The 22,475-nt window shown below is 58.5% G+C and carries 32 protein-coding genes and 1 pseudogene; 19 read left to right on the top strand and 14 right to left on the bottom strand.

Features of this window, described 5'->3' with window-relative positions; translation table 11 throughout:
- Positions 1-333: 333 nt before the first annotated feature.
- Together G7077_RS06910 and G7077_RS06905 are read left to right on the top strand one after the other, a co-directional pair.
- Complete coding sequence (locus tag G7077_RS06910) at positions 334-1,329, top strand: L,D-transpeptidase family protein (protein ID WP_166411063.1); 996 nt, start codon at positions 334-336, stop codon at positions 1,327-1,329.
- Between the two features lie 94 nt (positions 1,330-1,423).
- The gene (locus G7077_RS06905) at positions 1,424-1,831 is read left to right on the top strand and encodes a low affinity iron permease family protein (protein WP_166411062.1); all 408 of its coding nucleotides are present in this window, start codon (positions 1,424-1,426) and stop codon (positions 1,829-1,831) included.
- Positions 1,832-1,985: 154 nt separating this feature from the next.
- Here the strand turns inward: G7077_RS06905 and G7077_RS06900 are convergent, their stop codons facing one another.
- Together G7077_RS06900 and G7077_RS06895 are read right to left on the bottom strand one after the other, a co-directional pair.
- Positions 1,986-2,324, bottom strand: a complete 339-nt coding sequence (locus tag G7077_RS06900) for a hypothetical protein (protein WP_166411061.1) — start codon at positions 2,322-2,324, stop codon at positions 1,986-1,988.
- A 133-nt stretch (positions 2,325-2,457) separates the two neighbouring features.
- Positions 2,458-3,045, bottom strand: coding sequence for a Crp/Fnr family transcriptional regulator (locus G7077_RS06895; protein WP_246167511.1), 588 nt, complete (start codon positions 3,043-3,045; stop codon positions 2,458-2,460).
- A 3-nt stretch (positions 3,046-3,048) separates the two neighbouring features.
- Between G7077_RS06895 and G7077_RS06890 the strand changes: the two genes are divergently transcribed.
- The gene (locus G7077_RS06890; RefSeq protein WP_166411060.1) at positions 3,049-3,321 is read left to right on the top strand and encodes a hypothetical protein; all 273 of its coding nucleotides are present in this window, start codon (positions 3,049-3,051) and stop codon (positions 3,319-3,321) included.
- Positions 3,322-3,398: 77 nt separating this feature from the next.
- Here the strand turns inward: G7077_RS06890 and G7077_RS06885 are convergent, their stop codons facing one another.
- The gene (locus G7077_RS06885) at positions 3,399-3,671 is read right to left on the bottom strand and encodes a hypothetical protein (RefSeq protein ID WP_166411059.1); all 273 of its coding nucleotides are present in this window, start codon (positions 3,669-3,671) and stop codon (positions 3,399-3,401) included.
- A gap of 601 nt (positions 3,672-4,272) precedes the next feature.
- Between G7077_RS06885 and G7077_RS06880 the strand changes: the two genes are divergently transcribed.
- From G7077_RS06880 to G7077_RS06860, 5 genes are all read left to right on the top strand, one after another.
- Positions 4,273-4,647, top strand: a complete 375-nt coding sequence (locus G7077_RS06880; RefSeq protein WP_166411058.1) for a response regulator — start codon at positions 4,273-4,275, stop codon at positions 4,645-4,647.
- Positions 4,648-4,846: 199 nt separating this feature from the next.
- A complete protein-coding gene (locus G7077_RS06875) occupies positions 4,847-5,020 on the top strand; it encodes a hypothetical protein (protein ID WP_166411057.1) in 174 nt (57 codons plus the stop codon).
- Positions 5,021-5,442: 422 nt separating this feature from the next.
- Entirely contained in the window at positions 5,443-5,856 is a 414-nt protein-coding gene (locus G7077_RS06870) for a response regulator (protein WP_166411056.1), read from the top strand.
- Positions 5,857-6,082: 226 nt separating this feature from the next.
- Positions 6,083-6,451, top strand: a complete 369-nt coding sequence (locus G7077_RS06865; protein ID WP_166411055.1) for a response regulator — start codon at positions 6,083-6,085, stop codon at positions 6,449-6,451.
- Between the two features lie 84 nt (positions 6,452-6,535).
- Positions 6,536-6,736: a hypothetical protein gene (locus G7077_RS06860; protein WP_166411054.1), complete on the top strand. Its 201-nt coding sequence runs from the start codon at positions 6,536-6,538 to the stop codon at positions 6,734-6,736.
- Between the two features lie 142 nt (positions 6,737-6,878).
- Here the strand turns inward: G7077_RS06860 and G7077_RS06855 are convergent, their stop codons facing one another.
- Together G7077_RS06855 and G7077_RS06850 are read right to left on the bottom strand one after the other, a co-directional pair.
- Positions 6,879-7,487 (bottom strand): OmpA family protein, encoded by a 609-nt coding sequence (locus G7077_RS06855; RefSeq protein WP_166411053.1) that lies wholly within the window; start codon positions 7,485-7,487, stop codon positions 6,879-6,881.
- Positions 7,484-8,032, bottom strand: coding sequence for a hypothetical protein (locus G7077_RS06850; protein ID WP_166411052.1), 549 nt, complete (start codon positions 8,030-8,032; stop codon positions 7,484-7,486). Before G7077_RS06850 ends, G7077_RS06855 begins: the two co-directional genes overlap by 4 nt.
- Before the next feature lie 250 nt (positions 8,033-8,282).
- On the opposite strand from G7077_RS06850, the gene G7077_RS14115 reads away from it, so the two are divergent.
- Together G7077_RS14115 and G7077_RS14110 are read left to right on the top strand one after the other, a co-directional pair.
- Positions 8,283-8,915, top strand: coding sequence for a calcium:cation antiporter (locus G7077_RS14115; RefSeq protein WP_246167091.1), 633 nt, complete (start codon positions 8,283-8,285; stop codon positions 8,913-8,915).
- Between the two features lie 48 nt (positions 8,916-8,963).
- Entirely contained in the window at positions 8,964-9,365 is a 402-nt protein-coding gene (locus G7077_RS14110; protein ID WP_246167090.1) for a calcium:cation antiporter, read from the top strand.
- A 76-nt stretch (positions 9,366-9,441) separates the two neighbouring features.
- On the opposite strand, the gene G7077_RS06840 is transcribed toward G7077_RS14110, so the two are convergent.
- Entirely contained in the window at positions 9,442-9,780 is a 339-nt protein-coding gene (locus G7077_RS06840) for a hypothetical protein (RefSeq protein WP_166411051.1), read from the bottom strand.
- Between the two features lie 401 nt (positions 9,781-10,181).
- Between G7077_RS06840 and mscL the strand changes: the two genes are divergently transcribed.
- The 4 genes and pseudogenes from mscL to G7077_RS06820 all read left to right on the top strand — a co-directional run.
- Positions 10,182-10,604 carry a large conductance mechanosensitive channel protein MscL gene (gene mscL, locus G7077_RS06835; protein ID WP_166411050.1) on the top strand — a complete coding sequence of 141 codons (423 nt, stop codon included), beginning with the start codon at positions 10,182-10,184 and terminating at the stop codon, positions 10,602-10,604.
- A gap of 129 nt (positions 10,605-10,733) precedes the next feature.
- Positions 10,734-11,042, top strand: a complete 309-nt coding sequence (locus tag G7077_RS06830; RefSeq protein WP_166411049.1) for a hypothetical protein — start codon at positions 10,734-10,736, stop codon at positions 11,040-11,042.
- A 45-nt stretch (positions 11,043-11,087) separates the two neighbouring features.
- On the top strand, positions 11,088-11,288 hold the full coding sequence (locus G7077_RS06825; protein WP_166411048.1) for a dodecin family protein: 201 nt from the start codon (positions 11,088-11,090) through the stop codon (positions 11,286-11,288).
- A 20-nt stretch (positions 11,289-11,308) separates the two neighbouring features.
- Positions 11,309-11,434, top strand: a pseudogene (locus tag G7077_RS06820) (YegP family protein); the annotation flags it as partial.
- A 373-nt stretch (positions 11,435-11,807) separates the two neighbouring features.
- Here G7077_RS06820 and G7077_RS06815 read toward each other — a convergent pair.
- Together G7077_RS06815 and G7077_RS06810 are read right to left on the bottom strand one after the other, a co-directional pair.
- Positions 11,808-12,203: a DUF3597 domain-containing protein gene (locus tag G7077_RS06815; protein WP_166411046.1), complete on the bottom strand. Its 396-nt coding sequence runs from the start codon at positions 12,201-12,203 to the stop codon at positions 11,808-11,810.
- Between the two features lie 37 nt (positions 12,204-12,240).
- Entirely contained in the window at positions 12,241-12,822 is a 582-nt protein-coding gene (locus G7077_RS06810) for a DUF937 domain-containing protein (RefSeq protein WP_166411045.1), read from the bottom strand.
- A gap of 222 nt (positions 12,823-13,044) precedes the next feature.
- On the opposite strand from G7077_RS06810, the gene G7077_RS06805 reads away from it, so the two are divergent.
- The 5 genes from G7077_RS06805 (at position 13,045) to G7077_RS06785 (ending at position 16,179) form a co-directional block, all read left to right on the top strand.
- Positions 13,045-13,302: a GlsB/YeaQ/YmgE family stress response membrane protein gene (locus G7077_RS06805; RefSeq protein ID WP_166411044.1), complete on the top strand. Its 258-nt coding sequence runs from the start codon at positions 13,045-13,047 to the stop codon at positions 13,300-13,302.
- Between the two features lie 632 nt (positions 13,303-13,934).
- On the top strand, positions 13,935-14,873 hold the full coding sequence (locus G7077_RS06800) for an ankyrin repeat domain-containing protein (protein ID WP_166411043.1): 939 nt from the start codon (positions 13,935-13,937) through the stop codon (positions 14,871-14,873).
- Positions 14,874-15,016: 143 nt separating this feature from the next.
- On the top strand, positions 15,017-15,199 hold the full coding sequence (locus G7077_RS06795) for a DUF6771 family protein (RefSeq protein WP_166411042.1): 183 nt from the start codon (positions 15,017-15,019) through the stop codon (positions 15,197-15,199).
- Position 15,200: 1 nt separating this feature from the next.
- Positions 15,201-15,497, top strand: coding sequence for a hypothetical protein (locus G7077_RS06790; protein ID WP_166411041.1), 297 nt, complete (start codon positions 15,201-15,203; stop codon positions 15,495-15,497).
- A 31-nt stretch (positions 15,498-15,528) separates the two neighbouring features.
- Positions 15,529-16,179: an SOS response-associated peptidase gene (locus G7077_RS06785; protein WP_166411040.1), complete on the top strand. Its 651-nt coding sequence runs from the start codon at positions 15,529-15,531 to the stop codon at positions 16,177-16,179.
- Between the two features lie 170 nt (positions 16,180-16,349).
- On the opposite strand, the gene G7077_RS06780 is transcribed toward G7077_RS06785, so the two are convergent.
- The 6 genes from G7077_RS06780 to G7077_RS14505 all read right to left on the bottom strand — a co-directional run bounded on the left by G7077_RS06780 (position 16,350) and on the right by G7077_RS14505 (position 22,385).
- Positions 16,350-17,066, bottom strand: coding sequence for a thermonuclease family protein (locus G7077_RS06780; protein WP_166411039.1), 717 nt, complete (start codon positions 17,064-17,066; stop codon positions 16,350-16,352).
- Between the two features lie 550 nt (positions 17,067-17,616).
- Positions 17,617-18,168, bottom strand: a complete 552-nt coding sequence (locus G7077_RS06775) for a PEP-CTERM sorting domain-containing protein (protein ID WP_166411038.1) — start codon at positions 18,166-18,168, stop codon at positions 17,617-17,619.
- 929 nt (positions 18,169-19,097) lie between these two features.
- Positions 19,098-20,096 (bottom strand): bifunctional DNA primase/polymerase, encoded by a 999-nt coding sequence (locus G7077_RS06770; protein WP_166411037.1) that lies wholly within the window; start codon positions 20,094-20,096, stop codon positions 19,098-19,100.
- Positions 20,097-20,463: 367 nt separating this feature from the next.
- Positions 20,464-20,658 carry a helix-turn-helix transcriptional regulator gene (locus G7077_RS06765; protein ID WP_166411036.1) on the bottom strand — a complete coding sequence of 65 codons (195 nt, stop codon included), beginning with the start codon at positions 20,656-20,658 and terminating at the stop codon, positions 20,464-20,466.
- Between the two features lie 83 nt (positions 20,659-20,741).
- The gene (locus G7077_RS06760; protein WP_166411035.1) at positions 20,742-21,236 is read right to left on the bottom strand and encodes a hypothetical protein; all 495 of its coding nucleotides are present in this window, start codon (positions 21,234-21,236) and stop codon (positions 20,742-20,744) included.
- Positions 21,237-21,248: 12 nt separating this feature from the next.
- Complete coding sequence (locus G7077_RS14505; RefSeq protein WP_166411034.1) at positions 21,249-22,385, bottom strand: tyrosine-type recombinase/integrase; 1,137 nt, start codon at positions 22,383-22,385, stop codon at positions 21,249-21,251.
- Positions 22,386-22,475: the final 90 nt, after the last annotated feature.

The following is a 22,475-nucleotide window of genomic DNA, read 5'->3' as shown; positions in this document are numbered from 1 at the left end:
GCCCCGTGGTTCTAAATACGCAATGATACTGACACCGTTTTTCCTCTTGCTACGGAGATTTGCGTAGCGATCATCCGCCTCCGCTCTGACAGATTGGCACCGATTCAACCATAAACGGCCAACTTGGTCGCACTTCAGGAGTGTAAAGGATGTTCGAACAATCGAACTCACCGGACGACCGTCCGTTTGAAGAGCCCACCGGCATACCGGCGGAACAGCCGAACCCTTGTGTTCTTCCGTCTCCGAATGAGGCGCCCGTTCAGCCCCCCGGCCGAGCACAGGAGGCCTGTCCGCAGGAATGCCCGCCCGACAGGCCTGAATAAGGGCGCAACGATGAAGAAGCTGCTCGTGCTTTTCTGTGCAACCTCAATCCTTGATGGACCTTCCGTCGGCGCACAGGAAGTGAAGGTCGCATCAGGCTCGGTAGCGGAGGCCGTTGCGAAACTGCGTCCCGGAGAATTCGTCTGGGCACCGGAGATCGCTCCGACCGGCCCGACACTTTTGATCGTAAACGTGAAAACTCAGCGAGCGGTGCTCTTTCGGAACGGGATACCAATCGCGGCATCGACGGTCTCGACGGGCAAGCCCGGCTACCGAACCCCGACTGGCGTCTTCACCATCCTTCAGAAGCACGTCGAGCATTATTCCAGCACCTACGACAACGCGCCCATGCCCTACATGCAGAGACTCACTTGGCGCGGGGTCGCGATACATGCCGGCAAACTGCCGGGCTTCCCCGCATCGCACGGCTGCGTCCGGCTTCCTCAAGAGTTTGCGAAGCTTCTCTTCGGCGTGACCAGCCTAGGCATGACAGTCGTCGTAACGGACAAGGCGGCAACTCCGCGGATTGCACCGACACCGAACCTTACTATGGCAGGACCAATGCCTGCCTCTGCCGAGACGCTGGATTGGCATCCGGAAAGATCTCCATCCGGGCCGGTTTCGATCGTGGTGAGTGCCGCGGACAGGCGTGCCGTCGTGCTACGGAGCGGAGTCCCAATCGGAACAGGGGTCGTCGAGGTTAACGGAGGTGTCACAGGCACTTGGGCCTACGCCCTGCGGGCGATTGACGACCACGGCCAACAATGGGTCCGCCTGGATCTTGGCGATGAAAAAGGGAATGCTGCGGTCTCCCGGCAGGAGTGGCAACGGTTCGCCGCAGCGCCAGCGTTCAAGAAGGCTGTGGCCTCCGTCCTTCAACCCGGAACCACGATTGTAGTGACGCCGGACTCTCTGAAGGCTGGCTCGACCGGAACGAGCCTCACCGTGCTAGAGGGTGATAGGACGAGCAAGAGTGATGGCGTAGCTCCAGCAGCTAGCCGGCTCTGACCACTGAAAATCTAAGGGATTCCCCTGAGTTGCCTCACCAAATGTGGGGCTATGCTGAAAGCCCGGCTTGAAGCCAGGGCAACACGGAGTGGCAATGGAGCGTTTCTTTACAAGGTTTTCGACAATCACCGCGACTGCGGCTGGTCAGCCGATTTCCTTCGTTGCGGCCGTTGGCCTCATTGCACTTTGGATTGTAACGGGGCCGCTGTTCCACTGGTCTGACACCTGGCAGCTCGTCGTGAACACTGCGACGACCATCGTCACTTTCCTGATGGTGTTCCTTATTCAGAACTCACAAAATCGGGACGCGGCAGCACTACAAGCAAAGCTTGATGAGATGATCCGAGCGGACCGTCGAGCGCGCAATGAGTTCATTGGGATCGAGCACCTTACGGACCACGAGATTGAGAGCATTCGCCTGCGCCTCGAACGCGAGGTATCCGTCCCGTGCGGAGAGGCGCACAGCCAAGAGGCTGTGGAACGGATGCTGGCGCGGCGATAGATAACGCCGAAGGTCTGCTGTGCAACGGACCGGACCTCCTGCTTGGGGCCGAGTTCCTCGTTAAGGCTCAAAGCTGGAACGTCCGCTTCCCACCCTAACAGGGCGTTCGGCGGATGTCCGAGTTCGACCCAAAGCAGACCTTGCGAACTGCCCGTCATTGGCAGCGATAGCGTAGCTTCTCCCCAGCAATCGTTATTGTGCCTTTGGCTGGGCTGCCGCTGGTGTAATAGCAGCCGTCCTCTGAGAACCTCCTGCCGCGCCAGGTCCAAGAAATGTTGGGTCCGCCTTCTCCCGAAAGATGGCCGGAGAAAGTGACCCGCTCGCCACGGTCCAAGTCGCGGAGCTTCCATGTCTTTCGACCGTCCGAAATTGTCAGGCCAACCACTCGGCTGTCGGCTTTGTTCACGATTTGAAGATTGCTGAAATAGAGGTCGCAGCCCGCGAGGCACATCGTCAATGCGACCAGTCCAATCGCCCACGGCGAACTCTTCATGGCGCAGTGATAGCGAAAAGTGCGGATCAGCCAAATGTCCGCTTTCCACCCAAAGCAGACGTTCGGCGGGCAGCTGGCGAACTGCAGGAACCGAGTAAGACGCGGCAGACATTGTTCTGCTGCGTAGACGTCTTCAAGCGACTGCTTTGGCGCCTGGCAGCCATGGGAGTTTTGATCGCGGGACCCTTATCGGCAAGGGGGATCGGGCCCGAAGTTTCTGCAAGTTTAGAAGGCACATTGTTCGGCCTTCAAATTTGACAAGGCCGCCCCGGCTCATCTCCCGGAGAACGCGGTTCACGTGCACCGCAGTTATACCAAGTATGTCGCCGATCATCTCTTGTGTGATGGGCAAGTAGAAGCTGTCGTTGCTTACCGCGCCGAGGGCGCCGAGCCTGCCGTGCAGGTCAAGCAGCAAGTGCGCCATATTCTCAAGAGCGCTGCTTCGGCCAGCGCTTGCGAGCGCATCCATTAGGGTGATCCGCTCGAGTTGGGCTGCCATGAAGAAAAGGGCTGAAAGTTTAGGATTTGAGGCAAAGAGCTTCCTCAGCGAGACCTCTGAAACAAACGAGGTCTTGCCTTCCGTCAATGCCGTCAATGTATCCGCTGCTGAAGGCAGGGTCAGACTTGGGGTGCCCAACATGTCGCCAGGTAGGTGCAGCTTCTGGATTAGGCGTTTGCCATTCCGAAGACGTACTGATGAAGAGACCCACCCGTCGAGCAGAAGGTGAAACCCCTCGGCTGGCTGACCTTCGCGCGAGATTACCTCACCGCGCTGCCTGGAGACGACGGGGCCGCCAAGTTTCTGGAGGTCGGTAATGTCTCGGCGCGTCAGGTGGCTGAGCGCCTCGAAGCGATTAAGGGGTACGTTGTTCGTTCAACGCATCGTGCAGTGATTACAGTCATGCACTGCGATTCTGCCAGCATTCAGGCGTCGCCTCAACGGCTGCTTACCAACGAATGCGGCTATTCAACGAGCGTCAGCTTTGACGCCTATTAGAACGAAGGGAGCCCCCGCCGAAGCGAGTGCCCCCTTCTTCCAAGCCACATGCGTGCGAGTGGCTCGGCATTCCAAGATTAGTCCGCGCTGTTGCCGTCCAGGTCAGCGCCTGATCGGGTGGCGTCAGCGGCCTTCTCGCCTGCTGCCCGAGTGGCGTCCGCCTTGTCCTCCAGGTTGTCTTCCGTGGCTTCGTTCGCAGCGTCGTCTGCAGCTTCCTCAAGGTTATCTGCAGTGCTCTCCGCGTTCACCTCGATGTTGTCAGCTTGCTGCTCCTGCGGCGTGTTGTTGCTGCCGCACGCTGCCAAGGAGGCAAGGGCAAAGCCGAGTGCTGCAATAGGAACAATCTTCATTACGGATCCCCTTAGAGTGAGGCTAAAATACGCCGCACAGAGCTTCTTTGTTCCGCCCGTGCAACCACTTCTGCCAAAGTTCGAAGGCCTGGAACTGCTTAGATGCTAGTGAGTTTTGTTGGAACTTACGTAGTTGACCCCCTCGACGTGAGTTTGGAACTCCGGCTCGACCATGGCTCCCTGTGGTCGAGCCGTTACCTTGAGCCTGGTCTAAAGGTTTGGGAAAGCTGGCTTCGTGCTACGCCGCTGAGACGCTTGGCCCACTAATCTAAGTTAGCGTTGTCGCTAGATGGACGACGATCGCATCTATGCTGTCGCTCTACTTACGCGACGAGAGGTAGGGCTACTGGATCCTGCCTTTAGCCGCTTGTGGCCAGTGGAAGACACGGGGTGCTTCTCTGAGCTGCTTCAAGCCATTGATGAAGCTGATCGGGAGATACGGCGTTCCGCTGGCCGCCACCACGGTGAAGGTGGAGAGTGAATGTCTCACCCACGGGCTTAAGCCCGTGTGTCTGCTCGGAGACTCACGACTGCTGCGAAACTAACTTAAGGTAAGTTCCTCACGTGGCGCACCTCGGCGGCCGTGTATCTAGGACGCCAAGTGCACGCACTGATCATTGAAGATGACTGGCTTATCGCGGATCTTATCCAGGGTGGATTGAGCGACCTTGGCTACACCAGCTTCGATGTAGCCAGGAATGAGGACGAGGCCGTTTCACTTGCTGAGGAACGCTGTCCCGAACTGATAACGGCGGACGGCCGGTTGACTGACGGAAGTGGCGTCGGGGCTGTTCGGTCGATCTGCGAAAACCGACAGATACCGGTTGTCTTTATAACAGGAGATCAAACACCTATTGTGAAGATCGTCCCGGACGCCATAATTGTCGACAAGCCATTCAGAACTGACGACCTCAAAGAGGCTGTTGGGGTGGCACTCACAAAGCGCATCACCTTCCGTCGGCTACATGGTGAATGAGCGACGCTGCATCTTGGGCTCCTAGGTCCATTCAAGTCCGATTTTGTGCACTGCAGCCCTTCGCAGGGAACCGTCGCTCATAACATGAGTTAAGGTCGCGTCCCGCGGACGCCCCTCGGGACAACATCTCGAATACTGGCCCGGTTTGGTGACCCCCGGACCGGGCCCTTTTTTGATCGTCAGCTGCTCAAGAAGTCACATGATTGGGGAAAGCGAAGAGAACCTGCTTGAACAGGCGACAAAATGTCGAGACTTGGCGAACGATGTGGTTGATCGCTTTGCTTCCGAGACGCTTATCGCGTGGGCGGAAGAGCTTGAGGAAAAGGCCGCACTTCTACGTGCACAGATGCCCCGCATCGTGCACCAGAGCTAGTTCCGCTTTCCACCCACACGTGACGTTCGCTGGAGGTCTGTGATCGACCCATGGCGGACGTTGCTGGTGCCGAGACAACGCTTCACCGCCGCGTGTGACAAAAATGTCCAACAAAAGTTTATCTGACAGGCCGTGGACCGTTTCCTGAGCTCTCCTGTTTTCCTCCGCATGGACTGGAATAACTCAGACGTACGATGGGCTTACCGCCAAGGTGCTCACGACGCGTTTGATGAAGCCAGCATCTGGTTGAAGCCCGCTTATGCCGCAGAGCTTCAGTGTTGGATCGATGAAATGCAAGGCTGGGGCGGCGGAACGCCTCCGAAGCCGCTCAGTCAATTGCCGCTATCAAGTTAGGGCGTCGAGTTTCTGAGGCTGCCTGCTCTCCCCTCGTTGGAGAAAGCCTTGAACGGAGGGGAGATGTCGTGGAAAGTGCCAACAAGCCACGAGCGCTCGTCGTAGACGATAATGCGTTTGTTCTGCTCGACGCCTGCCAGATTCTTGAGGATGCCGGTTTCGAATGCCTGCAAGCTGAAAGTGGGGATGGTGCGTGGGAAGTCATCTGCGAGCATGAGGGTCAGGTCACACTATTGTTCAGCGATGTCGACATGCCGGGCACAATGAACGGTCTTCAACTCGCCGAACGCGTTACCCGGCTATATCCAACAATCGAGATCATTCTCGCTAGCGGTCATGTCGGCCTAAGTGCCAATGACCTGCCGGGCACAACGACTTTCGTACCGAAGCCATTTAGCGTGGGGATCGTGAAAGAGCACCTCAAGCGGAAGTTGCCGGCTGAAAAGTTGCCACTCGAACTGAAGGACCAATCGCCTCTCTAACCTGCTCTTCAGCAAGCCTGATGCACCTTGAAACGAAGCGGCCCGGGCACGAGGATGAACCAAGCCGCTTCGCCAAGGTGCCCCTTCTCGCGAATGCTTCCGAGCAGCGAGTTAAGCACCTGTAGTAAACGTAGAGCGTTCAACTCTCAGATTCACCTAGATTAGTTCGTGACGGGCCCGTACCTACTTCTGATGCGACTTCCTGAGTCGCTTGTGAGGCACGCTCATGCACGCGCTAATTATCGAAGATGAATTTCTCATCGCGGATTTGATCCAGGATGGCTTACGGGACCTCGGCTACCAATCTTTCGACATTGCGGAGAGCGAGGCTGCCGCTGTGAAGCTCGCGGCGGAACGCTGCCCGGACCTGGTCACGGCTGATGATCGCCTGACCGACGGAAGCGGCGTTGAAGCTGTTCGATCGATTTGTGAAAACAGGCCGATCCCCGTTGTGTTTATCACGGGCGATGAGCGGCATATTAGAGATGAGGTGCTTGATGCCATCGTGGTGCAAAAACCTTTCCGCTCGGCAGATTTGAAAGATGCGGTTGGCTTGGCAATCACAAAGCGCATCTGGTTCAGGCAAACAATGTGAGCCAAAGCCGCTTGAGCTGGTGAATGTCTGCTATTCACCAGCTGCGGACGTTCCGCTGCTCACAGTCACGTGTTAGCTTGCGACATGCATAACGATGCTGAAGCGCAGCCCGCCTATGTTTTCACCGGCCCGGACGAGAACGGCGCGGTGCGTCTTGAGATGCCGAGCCTAGATCCAAACCATGGCGGTGAGTTCTTCTGTGTGACACTAGGCACAGACAAGGACGCGATTGCCGAAGCTATGTGCCGATGGCTTTGCGAGAACGGCTACGGCGAGATGGAGTAACCCGCCTAGCTAACTCGAATTGGCTGAAGTTTAGCTATAAACCCACGGCCGAAACTCATCCGATGTCTGACTGCGATCTATTGCGGACGTTTGTCGGCCCGCAACTGGGGCCTAGTGGTCAGTGAAGGCCGCTAGCTCTATGCTAGCTTGAAGCCGGCACGATTACCTCCACCCGACGGTTCTTTCTGCGCCCGGCGGGATTGTCCTCGCCGGAGGCCAAGGTGTTAGGGGCAACCGGGGCGGCTTCACCCTGTCCTGAGACCTCGAAGTGGCGCTGGCGAACCCCAACTTGCTCGCCGAACCAATCGCGGACGGTCTGCGCCCTCGCTTGCGACAGGTTCAGATTATAGGCGTTGTCGCCCTTGGAGTCCGTGTGGCCGATCACCCGCACGTCGCCCGGAGGGCTTCTGCGGATCACTTCGGCTGCCTTGCGCAATTCTGCCTCAGCAGCCGGAGTCAGCGTCGCCTTGTCAAAATCGAACAAGGCATCGGCCGGCAGGTCGATCACCAGCCCCATGTCGCTCATGCGGGTGTTGAGGCCGCTGACCTCCGCGGTCAGGTCGCTCACCTGCGCCCTCAACCCGCTACCCCGTGACGGATCGACGGCGGTGGCCGTCTCACTTCGCTCACCAGCAGCGGCGGCCGGCCCGCTCTTTCCGACAGACGCCTGCTGCGTGTTGCCGGCATCGCCGCCACCCGAACAAGCGGTCAGCAAGCCGGCCGCGACCGCGGCGCAGCGCGTCCGGATCACCGCGTCACCGGTACACCGTCAAACGGCGCCGTGTTGGGCAGGTTGATCGACACCGTCTTGCTCGTCGCCGGTGGAGCCGGGAACTTCGCCCAGAAGATGCCCGGCTTCACTTCGCAGCTCACCATCATCGAATTGCCGCTCACGCTCGACGCCAGCCAGTCGCCGGCATTGTCTTTCAGGATCGAGATTCGCTGCGAGGTGGCATCGTCGATGATGCTGATACCGTCGACGCGGAAGGCTTCGGTGTTGATCTTGTCCTGGCTGGAACAGCGGAACGTGGCGGTGAGAATATCCCCGGTCACCGCCAGCTTGATGAGGTCGACCTGGCTACCGTCGGGCCCCGGCTGGCTCTGGATGGCGGCCGCGGGCGCGATCGGCGTGACCGGCGTTTCCTCGCGAACGACGGCTTCCCGCGTGACGCCGCCGGCGGCCGATGTGTCGGGTTCTGCGGCCTGATTGGACGAGGGCTGGTCCGAACCGCCGCACGCGGCCAGCGGAAGCGCGGTGAACATTGCAAGTACAGCGAACGAGCGACCCGGCATCATCAAAGCTTCCTTCCTTGATCAGTCGGGCGTGGTAGTGCGCCTTCGCAGGCGCCGCAACCGCTCCTCCGGCCTTAACCGTAGCCGATCTCGCTGCTCGCGCAGCCGACCGCATCCTCTAGTAAATCAATTGGGAAGAACCATTGAACTTCCGCTTACCACCCTTTGCAGACATTGAGTGAAGGTCTGAAAACGACCCAAAGCAGACATTCTCTCCGTTTGCGGCCATTGCGTGAGCAGGCAGGAGGCCTAGATGCGGAGCATGGGCCGGATACTTGCTAATTGGACCTGGTTTGCCCCGGTGATTGCTTGGTTGATGTTCTTCGCCAGCACCGCCGCCACCGTGTGGCCAATCCTCCTCGGTGCTGCGTTGATCGGGACGGTTTTATCGGCGGTGCACCATGCTGAGCTCGTAGCGCACCGCGTGGGTGAGCCCTTCGGCACTTTCCTACTTGCTATAGCAGTTACGGTGATCGAACTCGGCCTCATTATCACCCTTATGGCTGCCGGTGGGGAGAGTGCCGCGACATTGGCGCGGGACACGGTCTTCGCCGCAGTGATGATCATCTTGAACGGACTAGTCGGCATCTGCATCCTTGTAGGTGCCATTCGTCACAAGGAGCAGGTCTTCCAGCAAACCGGCGTAAGCGCGGCACTTGCAACAATCTGCGCGCTGACCGTGCTGACGTTGGTTCTACCCAACTTCACCCTGAGCCAGCCGGGGCCGGTTTACGCACCGTCCCAGCTGGGCTTCGTGGCGGTGGTTTCATTCCTGCTCTATGCCACCTTCATCGCCGTTCAGACTGTCCGGCACCGAGACTACTTCCTACCAGACAAGGCAGTGGTGGCAGACGAGCAAGTCCATGCTGCGCCGCCAAGCAATTGAGCAACGCTAATCTCTGCGGTTCTGCTGCTCGTTTGTTTGGGAGCAGTCGTGCTTCTGGCTAAGACCCTCGCGCCTCCGATTGAAGAGGCGGTCAGGGCTGCCGGAGCCCCCATAGCCATCGTGGGCGTGATTATCGCCGCACTGGTTCTGCTTCCGGAAAGTGTTGCTGCTGTCCGGGCGGCTTTAGCGAACCGCCTTCAGACTAGCCTCAACTTGGGATTGGGCTCCGCATTGGCGACCATCGGTCTGACTATTCCCGCCGTTGCAGCTCTGTCGTTGATGGCGAGTTTGCCAATCGCCCTTGGACTCGATGCGAAAAGCAGCGTCCTGCTCTTCCTTACTCTGATCGTCTCCACTTTATCCCTAGGCACCGGCCGCACCACGGTCCTCCAAGGTGCAGTCCATCTCGTGATCTTTGCCGTCTATCTGTTCACGACACTGGTGCCGTGAACGTCTGCTTTCCACCTGAACGCGACATTCAGCGAACGTCTGACTTCGACCCAAAGCAGACCTTGCGAACTGCCCGTCATTGGCAGCGATAGCGTAGCTTCTCCCCAGCAATCGTTATTGTGCCTTTGGCTGGGCTGCCGCCGGTGTAGTAGCAGCCGTCCTCTGAGAACCTCTTGCCGCGCCAGGTCCAAGAAATGTTGGGTCCGCCTTCTCCCGAAAGATGGCCGGAGAAAGTGACCCGCTCGCCACGGTCCAAGTCGCGGAGCTTCCATGTCTTTCGACCGTCCGAAATTGTCAGGCCAACCACTCGGCTGTCGGCTTTGTTCACGATTTGAAGATTGCTGAAGTAGAGGTCGCAGCCCGCGAGGCACATCGTCAATGCGACAAGTCCAATCACCCACGGCGAACTCTTCATGGCGCAGTGATAGCGAAAAGTGCGGATCAGCCAAATGTCCGCTTTCCACCCGTTGCTGACGTTCGAGGAAGGTCTGTAATCGACCCATTGCGGACATCAGCGCTTCGGCAGTAGGGCGCCCTCCTCAGTCGTAATCGCAGGGCCGTTTCGACCCTTCGAAACAGTCGTTCAGCCGTCAAAGATTAGCTTGAGTTCACCGCCAAGGCGCGGCGCGGCGACGACCTGGGGGTGGGGAGGGTTCGGCCATCGCCGCGCTCGTAATGCGCCACGGAATTGGCCTCCCGACTCGGCGCATCGATAAAATCCTGTCATCTGCTGGCGCAAAGCTCAAGCAAACTTTCCGCTTGCCGACTGGTTCTTTCTAGTTACGCCTTAGCGGACCACTACAGAAGGAGGCCTGCATGCTTTCCGAGTTCAAAGCCTTCATCGCCAAGGGCAATGTCCTCGACCTGGCAGTCGCCGTTATCATCGGCGCGGCGTTCGCAACCATCACTGCGTCACTGACCGATGACATCATCATGCCGATCGTCGGCGCCATCTTTGGTGGCCTCGACTTTGCGAATTACTTCACGCTGCTTGGCCCAATCCCGGCATCCTTCAAGGGTGATCCGACCAGCTATGCCGCACTCAAAGAGGCTGGCGTGGCCGTGCTCGGCTGGGGTCAGTTCGTGACGGTAATCATCAACTTCCTGATCCTCGCCTTCGTCATCTTCCTGTTGGTCCGCTACGCCAACAAGGCGATGCGGCGCGCCGATGAAGCGGCCGGCCCCAGCGAAGTCGAACTCCTTACTGAGATTCGCGACGAGCTTCGCCGCAAGCCGTGACGATCAGCCCAGAAGGGGCTTGTTAGAAAGGCCGGCTCAAGCATAATCTCTATTAAGCGTGGGGCGATATGATACCCGCCAGTTTTTTGTTGCGTTGCGTACCTGTTCAATTCCAGGCGGATGCAGCAGATGGGCATTTTCGACGGAATCCTTTCGCAGATTGGCGCCAATGTAGATGCTGGGGCGCTGAGCGAACGCGTGGGTCTGCCGGCCGAGAAGGTTGAGCAGGCCATTGCTGCCCTGGGCGTCGCCCATACGCAGCCCGGCGATACTATTGAAACCGCCGCCCCTACCTCGGGTATTGCTCCGCACCTGCTTGGCCAGATCCTCGAACAGCTAGGCGGAGAAAGTGCCCTCGACCGGTTTGCGAGCCTGCTAGGCAAGGGCGAGCGCGGCAATCCGCTCTTCGACGGCCTGTCCGACCTCTACAAGGGTTGAGCCAGTTTCGTGCATTGACGTCATTTTGTGAAAAGGGAGAAGTAAATGGCAGTCGCCAAGACGATTGAAGTGATCACTAGCTCGGCCAAGGGCATTGAGGACGCCGTTCAAAGCGGCATCGCCAAGGTCGGTGAGACGGTGAAGAATATCGAGGGCGCTTGGGTCAAGGACACCAAGGCTGTCGTTCGGAACGGATCAGTCACCGAATGGCGGGTAACGCTGGCCGTCACCTTCATCGTCGACTGAACCAAATCGGGGGATTCTACATGCCGCATAAGTTTGAGATTCATAAGGACAAGAAGGGCGAGTATCGCGTCCGCTTCAAATATAATTCGGAAACGATGTTCGCGACCGAGGGCTATACCAACAAATCCTCGGCGATTGCTGCCATTTAATCCTTCAAGAAGAACGGCCCTGGCGCCGAGATCGAGGACAACAGCTAGACCTTATGGAACGGCGACCCCGCAGCGGCACCGCCGCTCGGGGCTGCCTCCATCACCAATAATCCGTCGATACCGATAATGACGAGCTATCGCCTTTATTTGGTGAGCAGTCTTACGCACCGGTTTGAGCCTGCCGTGGGCATTGATGCACCGGGCGACGGGGTAGCCATATCGATTGCGGAAGAACTCCGCTCCAACCGGCCCGCCGAACTGTGGAACGGGAGCCGCATCGTAAAGGCTTGGAAGGACAAGCCCGCCGCACCTGGCTGATGGTCTCGGTTGGAATCGGGGGGCAGCCGCCGGCGGCCGCCCCGAACCACTATTAGTCCATCATGCTGGCCGGCACCTTGCCGCCGTTGGCAGCGAGCTGCCGCATAACCTCCTTGTGCAGCCAGATGTTCATTTCCGCGCTGCCGTCTTTGTCGCCGGTATAACCTAGCTCAGTTGCAAGCTCTTTGCGGTTGCCCAGGCTCGAATCCATGTCCAGCAGCTTCATCAGGTCGACGATGGAAGTCCGCCAGTTGAGATCGGGGTTGCCTTTCGAGGCAGCGATCCCGTTCAGCACTTGCTCGACATCAACTTGCGCCTGCGGCTGAGCGGTCGGGGCCGGAGCCGTTGTCGTCGTGCCGCCGCCTGCGGGAGCCTTTGACGTGGTTTCCGGAGCCGGGGCAGCCTTCTTGCCGAAAATCGCGTCCTTGATCTTGCCGAAAATGCTCATGACTCATTCTCCTCTTCCAAGCGCATGCGAGTTGACTCTAACGACCGAGATACTTGCCGGCAGCTCCGATCAGATCATCCAGAATGCCGCCGCTCGCGGCCGGCGCTTCCCCACTGCTGCCCGGCGTCGGTCCAGCCGGGGTCTGACCGCCAGGAATGTTGCCCAGCGCGCCACCAAGGCCACCGCCCTGACCGGCCTGCTTCATGACATAGCCTGCGGCGAGCATGGCCAGGATCGGCAGCATCTTCTTGAGCAGGGATGGCTCGACTCTGGACGTGCCGGCCGCTGCGGCGGCGACGGCGCGACTACCGTCCTTCGAGCCAAAGATCTGACCCAGGATTTGATTGCCTTTGCCGATATCGGTTGGCTCGCTTGACGCGACATTGTCGAGCAAGCCGCTCCCACCGAGAGCACCGATCGTGCCGAGTAATCCGCCGAGGCCGCCAAGCCCTGACAGCGCCGACTGGGCCTCCGTTGGAGCGACTGGGTTTTGAAAGCCGGAGAGAATCTGCGGCAGCAGTGCCGTGGCGCCTGCCTGTGCCGTTGCCGGGTCAATGTTAAGCTCCCGCGCAATCATCTCAGCCGCATTGGTCTGTTGCAGCAATTGTTCGATGTTCATTGAGAAACCTCCCGCTCAAGAATTGGAACCCTTCCACTGCAAATACGCATAGGCAATTAATTGGTTCGGGTGCGTGCGGAATGTTCCGGATGCCGTCGCGATGCGTAAGAACCGGGGCTTGGCCAGCCAGTTTCAGGACCTCTCTTGGCGAGACTATCTTGGCGGGTTAAGCCCCTCGATGTCCCGCTTCTAGGGCAGAGCAGTGCGAACAGGGAGGACTGCATGGAATATGGTATTCTGGGCTGGATCATCGTCGGTTTGATCGCTGGCGTGCTTGCCAAGTGGATTATGCCTGGCAAGGATCCAGGCGGCATATTGATCACAATCCTCATCGGCATTGTGGGGGGTGTGGTTGGCGGATTTGTCGCCAGCCAGCTTGGTATCGGCGGCGGCAATATCCTCAATATCGTGATTGCGACGGCGGGCGCCATCCTTCTCCTGTTCCTCTACCGGCTCGTCACTAAGAACCGGGCTGTCTGAACGGCTACGCGTTAACAGTGGGTGGGTCAGCATCGGGGGCTGACCCCTCAGTGCTGGCTGGAGTTGAATGACCGACGTGTCCAAGGTCAGCTGCTGGGAAGAAGAATCTGATCCGGCCGGATGAGCAATCTCGAGCCAAATTCCGGCAGGCTGCGTTCGGCCAGGTTGTGCCGATCAAGCTTATCCCGCTTATGTCTGCTTTCCACCCATTCCGGCCTTTCAGCGAAGGTCTGCAATCGACCCATTGCGGACATTCAGGGTTTCGGCAGAAAGACCCTTCTAGCCAGCAGCGCCGCGATGAACAGGAAAGCTCCCAGTAGTGTGAGAGCAGCAGTCAGGCTGGCATCCTGTGCACGTCCATACCAACCCGCGCGTAGAGCTATCGTCAGGAAGGCACATCCTGCGGTGAAAACTCCTGCAAACCACGTGCCGTTGCGCAATGCACGCTTGCACCGAAGCTCAAATGCTGAGGCATCCATGCGCACATGGTAAAGCGACCAACGTCCGCGTTCCACCCATTGCGTAGGCTATGGGACGCTCATTCTGCATCACATCGCAGTAGAAAGAAGGAATTTCGTCAACTAACCTTTTGGAAAGGCACGGAGGTTCAGTAGGCGCTTAAGTCTAATTGGGTGCGTGCCGAATTCAGGGGTTGTTTCATGAAGTTGCGTTTGCTTGTTGCCGCCGGAGCGCTGGCGCTCGTTTCCACCAGCGCGATGGCTGGGGACCCGTTTGACGATGCTCGTTACTACATGGGCATCAAGAAGAATGAGGATGCTCTGAAGCTGATCGACAGCGGTCAGTTCGACATCAACATGCAGACAGACGAAGGGTACTCGCTGCTCCACTACGCGGCTGACAATGGCAATCTGGAGATGGTCAGAGCACTGCTGCAGCGTGGAGCGGACCCCACCTTGAAGTCTGCCCGCGGATCGACGCCTTACGACATGGCGATGACAAGCACGATTAAGGTGCTGCTGGCCAAAGCACAGGCTCAGGAAACACGAGCGACGACCGGAGCATCTGCGGACGAAATTGCGAGTGATCTGCCAGCTCAGCCGACGCGGTCTGCGCCCGGTCCAAAAAATGGCGCTGGTATGTGTGCCGCGGTTCGCGCGGAGAAGGTCAACGACGGCCGATCGCCTGCGCTTCGACCAATCTTGAAGGCGCGCGACGCGATCTGGTACAATCATCCGGAAGAACTGGCGGCGCTGCTCGATGATTGCGTGGATGCTAACGCGAAGGACGGTGGGACCACCCTTCTTCATATTGCGGCTGAGCGAGATCGCCTTGACGCGGCTAAGATCCTTCTGGAGCACGGTGCAAGCCGGAATGCACGCGACGAGGATGGGAAAAATCCGGCCGCTTACGCTCAATCACCCGAGATGAGGGCGCTTCTGGGTCCAGCCACGACGGCCACGGCAAAGGCGAAGGGCGCTGCTGCCAAAGGTGATCGTAAGGAGTGTGAGCAAAAGTTTCAGGCTGACGCTGCACTCGCCAGCGACAGCACGGGCAAGGCGAGAGCATATCGTCGGTGGCAGCAATGTCTCAAAACTGGCCTGTACTGGTAGAACCTGCGCTTCCCGAGGGCCTACAACTAACGTCCACTTTCCACCCATTCCGGACGTTCGCTGAGGGTCGGCGATCAATCCCAAGCGGACCTCGGCTGAGTCGACGTCTTGCCGAACCGTTCCTGTTATGTTCTCACCAGCAAATGGACCGAGAACGACTTTCCCTGATTCTTCAGACCTCCCCGACCTGGGTGCGCCTTGGCCTGACCGTACGCGACGCGGCGTTGCGGGAGCGGGCGGCCGATGCACTGGCGGCGACGATCATCGAGCGGCTGGACGAGCCTCTGACGGTGCCGGACGTCAACCAGATGCCGTTGCCATTGTGACGTGTCGGCCAATACCCGCCTCAAGGACCTGCACGACCTTGCCCGCAACAAGGCAAGCCTGAAGATCGAGTGCCGCACCTGCCAGCATGTTAGGCTGTTCCATGCCGAACGCTTTGCCCGCTTCTGCATGCTTCGCAGCTGGAACCCGAACCTTGCCAGCCTCAGCACCCGGCTGGTTTGCAAGCAGTGCGGCGCCCGCAATGCGCACCTGAGCGCTGTTCCTGACAAGCCGGGCTCCGACCCGTTCCCGCAGGGCGAGGCGGCGTGGAAGCAGCTGCATCGGCGCTTGCGGGATTGAGCAAGGCGCAGCTTCCGATAAGCTGTCCGTCATGTGCAACCTCTACCGTCTCAAGAAGTCGAATGCCGAGATCGCCCAGCTGTTCGACGCCACGCTTGGCGACGTCGGCAATGCGGGCGGCGGTGAGGTCTATCCCGGCTATCCGGGTATTGTTGTTGCGCCCCAAGCCGGAGGCGGTTCGGCAAAAGCCCTCCAGGTGCGCTCGATGATCTGGGGCTTTCCCTTGGTGCTGAAGGGCAAGAATGGCCAGCCGCTGAAGCCCAAGCCGGTCAACAATGCTCGGGCCGACAAGCTCGACACCTTCATGTGGCGCTTCAGCTTTCAGGAGCGGCGCTGCCTCATCCCCATATCGTCGTTCGCCGAAGCCGAGGGGGAGAAGGGGGCCAAGACCCGGACCTGGTTCACTCTTCCCGATCAGGAGGTGTTCGCCGTTGCTGGTCTATGGCGCGACACGCCGGAATGGGGCGCGGCTTATTCGATGGTGATGACTGAGGCGTGCATCCACGTCGCCCATGTTCACGACCGCATGCCGGTGATCCTGAAGCGCGAGCATTGGGGTGACTGGCTTGATGGTCCGCCGGATGCGGCTGGGCTGTTGTGCCGGCCCTATCCTGACTTGATGGTGTGCGATCGTACTACTGATAGTTGGATTAGACGATCTTCCGCAACCCGGTCAGATTAGCAGATGAAGGGCAGTCTGCTCTTAGTCGCCATGCTGGCAATCGCGTTTGCCATTTTCCTGGCACTGGCAGTGTTTCCCCCAGCGGCTGCAATCATTGCTTCCGCTATTGTGTGGTGGATGATCCACGATAATCCCAAATCAGAGCGCTAACCCGCGGCGGCTCAGGCAAGTCAGCGGACGATTGCTCGGCGGTACCCTGCAGCTTGGGCCTCGGCCTCACTGCAAAACATCTGTTCGGCCCGTGTTGAGCCATAGTACGGCATTTCCGGCATATGGTAGATCCACTGCCCCTTACGGTTACGATTGCCCTTGATGTCACAGGCGGTGCGGAGGGAATTTGAGCTGCTTGTTGCTTCCTCAGCAGCTCGCGAAATCGGACCCACACGGTTCGTAGTGACGACCCACTTATCTGGTCTACCTCCCCGTCCAGATTGCCGGTAATCGGATGGCATCTGGAATGATCCAGCCCAGATGCCGCGCTTAGCTGCTCGTGCCTTTTCCTCTGCGCTGACATAATCCAACGAGTAGCGCCGGAATGCCACTGCGAAGCCTGAGGTGACCATAAGCTGGTTGAGGTCGACCCCATTCAGCGAGCACCGGGCAAGCAACCGGCCAAAGTCGTCCGTGCCGTTCGTTGAGCACGAGATCCCCCGAGAGATAAGCGAAGCCAAGCGCACCTTGGCTTCCTCGCCGCAGTTCCACCTTTGCCCAGAGCGCTCGCAAGTTTGATTAAGCTCCGGAGCGTCTATTCCAAATAGCCGAATACGGTCCGCGCCAAGGGTCAAGGTGTCGCCATCAGCGGCCTTTCCGACGCCGGAGACGATCTCCTGTGCAAAGCCAGGCTCGGTCAGGAAGAGTGTGATAGTAAGAGCAAAGTGGCGCTTCATGAGCCACCGGATAGCACCAATCGGCTAACGAGTGCTTATGCGCTTATCTTGGGGTCAAGCGCTATCTCACGCACGATGCGCCAGCCACTTCGCCAAACTAGGTTTTCTTCTGAGTGCTGGACCACCACTCAGCGTAGGGAGAGTTCTTGACCAGCACCCTGTTGCAGTCAGGAGAGCCATCATCCCACCACACTGGACCACGTTCACCTAAACCACATTTCGCCTCGTCAACGGCAGCTCGGGCAAGTTTGCGTTCTTCTTCCACCGTTGCAGAGGAAACTTGCCGCCGCGCTCTCATCAGGTGGCGGGTGAGCCGTTGTCGCTCCTCTGCGCAGAGGTGAGGATTGGCAGCTCGCCACAGCCTCGGACCAGCCTTCCCGATTTGCACGAAATATCGACCATCAGGCGTATGCGGTAGGGTCATCAGAGATCAACGACGAACGTCTGCTTTCGACCCCGAAGCCCGTCTTAGCTCGGTAGCTCCGGGCGTCTTTTGTATGTTTACGAACGCTGTAGGGAAGTGCCACTGGAAAGCGCCATCGCAACGTCGCTAATCTGCCGAAAGAAGGGTGCGGAAGTTCGCTTTGCGGGAGCGCCGCATGCCGACCCCGATCGCGGTGAACCCAAACAGCAGCAGCCCCCAAGTGGATGGCTCGGGCACGCTCCCGGTGACGTGGAAATTGCCAGTCGCTGAGATCGGGCGACCCACGCCAAACCCACCAGTCCCAGTGACGGTGCCATTTAGCGCTCCGCCGAAATTTAGCCTGACGGTTGTTTGCACAAATTCGATGGAATACGAGCTCGCGTTGATCGCGTCAGTAAAGCACTGAAGATCACACGGACCTGCGCTACCGAATAAATTTATTACGGCATCCTTTGGGAAGTCGTCTGGTCCTGCGCCCCAATTAAGCGACAAGGGGAAGCCGTATTCAAAGCCAAGGAGGCTATTCGTAGCCGTGTCAAAAGTGAAGGTACCACCGTAGCCGGGGCGGATGAATGAGCCGCTGATGGCCTCAGCGACGCTGGGGTCATACGAGAGGGTGCCGCCCACTGGAGCGAAGGCGTATTTCACAACGGCAGCGCTGCCGACGGTTGGGATCATTGTGGCCGCAAGGACGCCAGCAGCCAAAGCACGCAGATACCGCATATAGAATCACCCCCTGTTTACGGGGAGACTAAGTGAGAACAGTGAAGTGGTAAACGGAAATTTACTCAACTTGTTAGCTGCAACTGTGCTCTGGTTCCGTTCTCAAGCGTACATGGCTTGGCTTAGATACATGACCTAATGTCTGCTTTCGACCCATTGCCGACATTCAGCCAACGTCCCTTCCACAACATTGCCGACACTCATCTCGCCTCACGAGCCTTGTCGAACACGCGCAAGAACTCCCGTTCCGTGAGGGCTCCGCGAACCAAGATTGATCCGATCAGGTACCCGGGAGTCCCTGTTAGACCTAGTTCAAAGGCCTGCATTCTGTTGTTTGCTAATTGTGCCTCGATCTGTGTTCGTCGAAGCGCCAGATCATGTTGTAGACGGTTCCAATCCCCACCCGATCGCTCCACTGCAAGTTTGAGATCCTCTTCTGTCGCGGCGGGGCCAGTCATCAGGCGATCATGAAGCCGAAAATATATACTCTGAGATGAGGATGCGAGTGCGGTCAGCGATTCCTCTCAGATGCGGCGGTTCCCTCCGGCAAGTTCGGGACATCAGCGGCACCTGAAGGAGCGTCGGCTATCAGGCACCGGCGATCCGGGCCTGATTGTCCGATTGTGGGTCTCTCCGGACGTGACGGCCCAACCAGCGAACGTCGGATACCCAGCCTTGCTCGCCTCAAGCCAAGCGTCTGCTCTCGGATACCCCGCGCCGCTCCTGTGAGTGCCCTGTCCGTCGCACCCGGCTACGGTAAGACCCTTTCGATGAGCAGTGCTCCAGCTTGTCGTTCCCAAGCTGGCCGCCGACGACGCGCCGCTGAACGGCCCATCAGTGTCGAGGGGACAAGAGGAGAGGGGTGTAGAGTTTCTTATTGGTAGTCATCTGCGGCCACCCTTGAATTGATACAGGGCTGGTCCGTGCTGACGGCTTGCAGGCCGGTGTTCCTGGATCACTCCCATTCGTTCGAGGCGATGGCGAGTTGCCGCGAACCGCTTTCTTGACCACCCCCCGCCCGGCATCGTGTCGGCCATTGCATTTGCGATAACGAATTTGCGCGGTCCCCAGTGGTGGCGCTTGAGGATCGTCAGCAGAATGAAGGCGTCGGGATCGTTGCGGAGAAGGGTGTCGATGTCTTCTGTCGCCCACACCACCCGAGCTCCACGCCCAAACCAGTTTTCGCCGGTGCACTCCTTCTGCCAAGCACTTGCGACCACCTTAAGCACTTCGTCGGCGGGCAAGGGTTCGTAAAACTCTGCTTGATTCAGGTGCATGCCGATCTCCAGCAGCTCGTCGAAGCTCCCGCATGAGCTTGCCCGCTTCATGCAGGCTGTCCACAGCTGGTCATTACGCTGGCCCGCGCCAACCAACCCGGCAGCGCAAACAGCGGCAGGGTCGCACCGGGCGACTGTGGAGTGCCGCATTCTTGGAAGGCGGGCCAGATCGTCTAAACAGCCCTCAATGATGCTGTAGTAGCCCTTTGTGCCCCGGGAGGGCGGTGCGACCACGAACCCATCGCCAAGGATGTCGATAGGCCGTGAGGGATCAGGTCTAACCTTCCGCCGCTCCCCGCCGTGGCGATACCACACTTGGAAGTTGCCGGAACCGCTGCGCACCACAAACGGGGAAGTTCCAAACTCGTCCATCGCGTCAGCCAGCAGACGCTCATCAGAACAATCGACGTCGAGAACTGTGATACGATTATGGCGGCACGCAAAACCGAAGCTCTCGGCTTCAGGAAACTTGATCGCTAGCTGGCTGGAATAGAGCAGGCCGAGCTTCAGATAGTTCTTAACAGCGGGGCGCTTCTCCTTCACCGGAAATGTCGCAATGGTGTGCTCCGCATATCGGGGCTGCCATTCCGAAAAGGTGCCACCCACCTCCATCTACTGTATCGTTCCACCAGCAGCTTCGAGTGCCGCCTGCGCCCCTTCGACCGACCTAAACGGCGCAAGGAATGCAGCGAACTTGAGATGCTCGACTCGGCAAAAGACGTCGCGAGCGCCAGGATCAACGGCAGCGCACAGGAGGCCGCGTTCCGGATCCTGGGCAGTGACATAGGCAATGGTGGTCTTGATGCGGGGGCTTAAGCCACGTCTCGCTTGTTCTCGGGTGGAACCCAAACGATTGCGCTTGCCCCAAGGGTAAAATCGCCGCAGCCAGCTATCGACAACTAAGCCGTTCAGCTGCTCCGTAAGTCGCGGCTGCATACTCATCAGTTAAGGCCGACCTTCTCGGCGGACTCAGCTACTGATCGGCAGAACGGGCGGCGCGCTCTTCCATCCAGGCACGAACCGCGGACTCTCTCCAAGCTTTGCGCCGCGCGGAAATGTAGATCGGAGCTGGGAATTCACCACGAGCAACTTTTCGATTGATGGTTGCGCGGCTTAAGGTCGTAAGCTGTGTCGTTCGGCTCTCGGTAAGGAAGGCTTCATCCTGCATTGCGGCTCTCCAGTGATGAGGAGCCGAGATACATAACGAGCGCTCAAGCGCCGTCAGCAACAACCGCGTTCAGGAATCCCGCTTCATTTTCTGGACTGAGTCGCGGAGATGACCCGATTGTACAGGCTGCTCTTGTTCTTTTTCGAACGCCGCAAACTTGCTAAGGCACTGTAGATAGCGGTTCTAGGCGCATCGAATTCTGCTTTAGCAGCCGCTATGGCTGCCTCTTGCTTGATGCCCTGTTCCACCTGATCTTCGACAAAAATTGCTGCCCTAAGCGCCTTTCTATCCACACGGAGACCTTTAGTGGGCCGACCTGGGCGCCGCTTGACGAACTCCAAACTGAAGTCGCCTGACCCATCGACATTTAGCGCGTCGGCTAACAAGCCCAGCACCTGGCCTATCTCGCGACTGGTGGCTGCTGCTCGAGAAGTAGTGCCTTCCATCCCATCGCTGACATCTCGCGTTAAGTACTGTTTCGCTTCTTCGAGGTAGCGAACTAAAAAGCTTACCGGTAATCGGCCAGCGAGCGCGCCGGTGGCAAAAGGACGAAATGGCGCCCGTGCTCGCTTAACCATTGTTTTTGCTGCCTAGGATTGAGGTAGAAGTCGCAGGATCTCAGCAGACCACTGCTCAAGTGCTTTCCGCTTTTCAGGCTCGTAGCTGTGTAGGGCGTATGTTCGGGCGGTAACACCTCGAGCCGCGTGGTTGAGTATACGCCCTACAACCACTTCAGAGGTCCCCAGCCGAACTAGGTGAGTGGCGACCGAACGTCTTAGGTCATGTAGGCGCCAGGGCTTGATATCGCCCGCATTTTCAGAAGCTAGAAAACGATCAAGTGCAGCCTTCGCCTTGCTGAACCCCTTTACGTGCGTCTGACCGTCGCTCGTCCATACGTACGGCCCGAGCCGCGGTGTGGCGCGAAGCACCTCCCGAGCTAATTGCGACAGTGGAACAAGGTGTTGCCGGGCCGACTTCGTCTCTTCTCTTGAGAGGATCCAAGAGGAAGTGTCTAGATCGATTTGATCCCAGCGCATTGCGGCTACCTCGGTCCGGCGCTGTCCCGTGAGAAGGAGCATTTTGATGAAGCCAGCAAAGGGATAGCCGAGCAGATCCGCGGCTATGTAGACCCGATGCACCTCATCCATGCGCAGGAAGCGATCCCGAGGTGTGTCTGCCCTAGGGGCCGGAATCCCGTCAGCCGGAGACGCATCGATCCAATCTCGAGTCAGAGCGTACCGGAACAATGTCTTTGCCATCGCAAGAGCACGGCCGGGTGCCACCTCCCCCTCAATCCCATCAACGAGGTCCCGGACATCCGAGCGGCGTATGGAACTTAGCTCACGATCCTTCCAGACCGGCAGCAGGTAAATTTCTATGCGGCGTTCTTGATTGCGCCAACTCTTGTTTTTGACGCGAGCAACATGATCGATCCAGTGTTTCGCTAGCTCGCCAAACGAGTGATTGGCTCGTCCCGGACCCTGCTGAGCTGCCATCGCCAGGAAGGTTCGAGCGGCTGTCCGCGCTTCAGCGACGCCGAGAACCGGGAATGTCCCAAGCTTTTTGTTGGTGGGCTTACCAGCCACTCTGGTCCGGACGATCCAAGCCTTCCGTCCGCCTGCGCCTACGCGAAGGCGCAAGCCTTGCACCAAATCATCTGCGTGCTCAGCCTGACCAGTGATCGGAGGCTTGATGGAACGAACACTTTGATCGGTAAACCTTGGCACACGCGCTACCTAGCAAAATTTAGGTAGCGGATCAGGTAACGGTGAGTGAAACAGCAAGCAACATCATGGCCAATATGAGGCATGCAATAG

The sequence above is a fragment of the Sphingomonas piscis genome, assembly GCF_011300455.1.
GTDB lineage: Bacteria > Pseudomonadota > Alphaproteobacteria > Sphingomonadales > Sphingomonadaceae > Sphingomicrobium > Sphingomicrobium piscis.
Note: the sequence above shows the minus strand (reverse complement) of the source record. Positions and strands in the feature narration are given on the sequence as shown.

Coding starts and splice junctions, on each gene's coding strand:
- G7077_RS06910 (WP_166411063.1), top strand. CDS start 334: ATGAAGAAGCTGCTCGTGCTTTTCTGTGCAACCTCAATCCTTGATGGA.
- G7077_RS06905 (WP_166411062.1), top strand. CDS start 1,424: ATGGAGCGTTTCTTTACAAGGTTTTCGACAATCACCGCGACTGCGGCT.
- G7077_RS06900 (WP_166411061.1), bottom strand. CDS start 2,324: ATGAAGAGTTCGCCGTGGGCGATTGGACTGGTCGCATTGACGATGTGC.
- G7077_RS06885 (WP_166411059.1), bottom strand. CDS start 3,671: ATGAAGATTGTTCCTATTGCAGCACTCGGCTTTGCCCTTGCCTCCTTG.
- G7077_RS06875 (WP_166411057.1), top strand. CDS start 4,847: ATGATTGGGGAAAGCGAAGAGAACCTGCTTGAACAGGCGACAAAATGT.
- G7077_RS06865 (WP_166411055.1), top strand. CDS start 6,083: ATGCACGCGCTAATTATCGAAGATGAATTTCTCATCGCGGATTTGATC.
- G7077_RS06860 (WP_166411054.1), top strand. CDS start 6,536: ATGCATAACGATGCTGAAGCGCAGCCCGCCTATGTTTTCACCGGCCCG.
- G7077_RS06850 (WP_166411052.1), bottom strand. CDS start 8,032: ATGATGCCGGGTCGCTCGTTCGCTGTACTTGCAATGTTCACCGCGCTT.
- G7077_RS14115 (WP_246167091.1), top strand. CDS start 8,283: ATGCGGAGCATGGGCCGGATACTTGCTAATTGGACCTGGTTTGCCCCG.
- G7077_RS06840 (WP_166411051.1), bottom strand. CDS start 9,780: ATGAAGAGTTCGCCGTGGGTGATTGGACTTGTCGCATTGACGATGTGC.
- mscL (WP_166411050.1), top strand. CDS start 10,182: ATGCTTTCCGAGTTCAAAGCCTTCATCGCCAAGGGCAATGTCCTCGAC.
- G7077_RS06830 (WP_166411049.1), top strand. CDS start 10,734: ATGGGCATTTTCGACGGAATCCTTTCGCAGATTGGCGCCAATGTAGAT.
- G7077_RS06825 (WP_166411048.1), top strand. CDS start 11,088: ATGGCAGTCGCCAAGACGATTGAAGTGATCACTAGCTCGGCCAAGGGC.
- G7077_RS06815 (WP_166411046.1), bottom strand. CDS start 12,203: ATGAGCATTTTCGGCAAGATCAAGGACGCGATTTTCGGCAAGAAGGCT.
- G7077_RS06810 (WP_166411045.1), bottom strand. CDS start 12,822: ATGAACATCGAACAATTGCTGCAACAGACCAATGCGGCTGAGATGATT.
- G7077_RS06805 (WP_166411044.1), top strand. CDS start 13,045: ATGGAATATGGTATTCTGGGCTGGATCATCGTCGGTTTGATCGCTGGC.
- G7077_RS06795 (WP_166411042.1), top strand. CDS start 15,017: ATGGACCGAGAACGACTTTCCCTGATTCTTCAGACCTCCCCGACCTGG.
- G7077_RS06785 (WP_166411040.1), top strand. CDS start 15,529: ATGTGCAACCTCTACCGTCTCAAGAAGTCGAATGCCGAGATCGCCCAG.
- G7077_RS06780 (WP_166411039.1), bottom strand. CDS start 17,066: ATGAAGCGCCACTTTGCTCTTACTATCACACTCTTCCTGACCGAGCCT.
- G7077_RS06775 (WP_166411038.1), bottom strand. CDS start 18,168: ATGATCCCAACCGTCGGCAGCGCTGCCGTTGTGAAATACGCCTTCGCT.
- G7077_RS06765 (WP_166411036.1), bottom strand. CDS start 20,658: ATGCAGGATGAAGCCTTCCTTACCGAGAGCCGAACGACACAGCTTACG.
- G7077_RS06760 (WP_166411035.1), bottom strand. CDS start 21,236: ATGGTTAAGCGAGCACGGGCGCCATTTCGTCCTTTTGCCACCGGCGCG.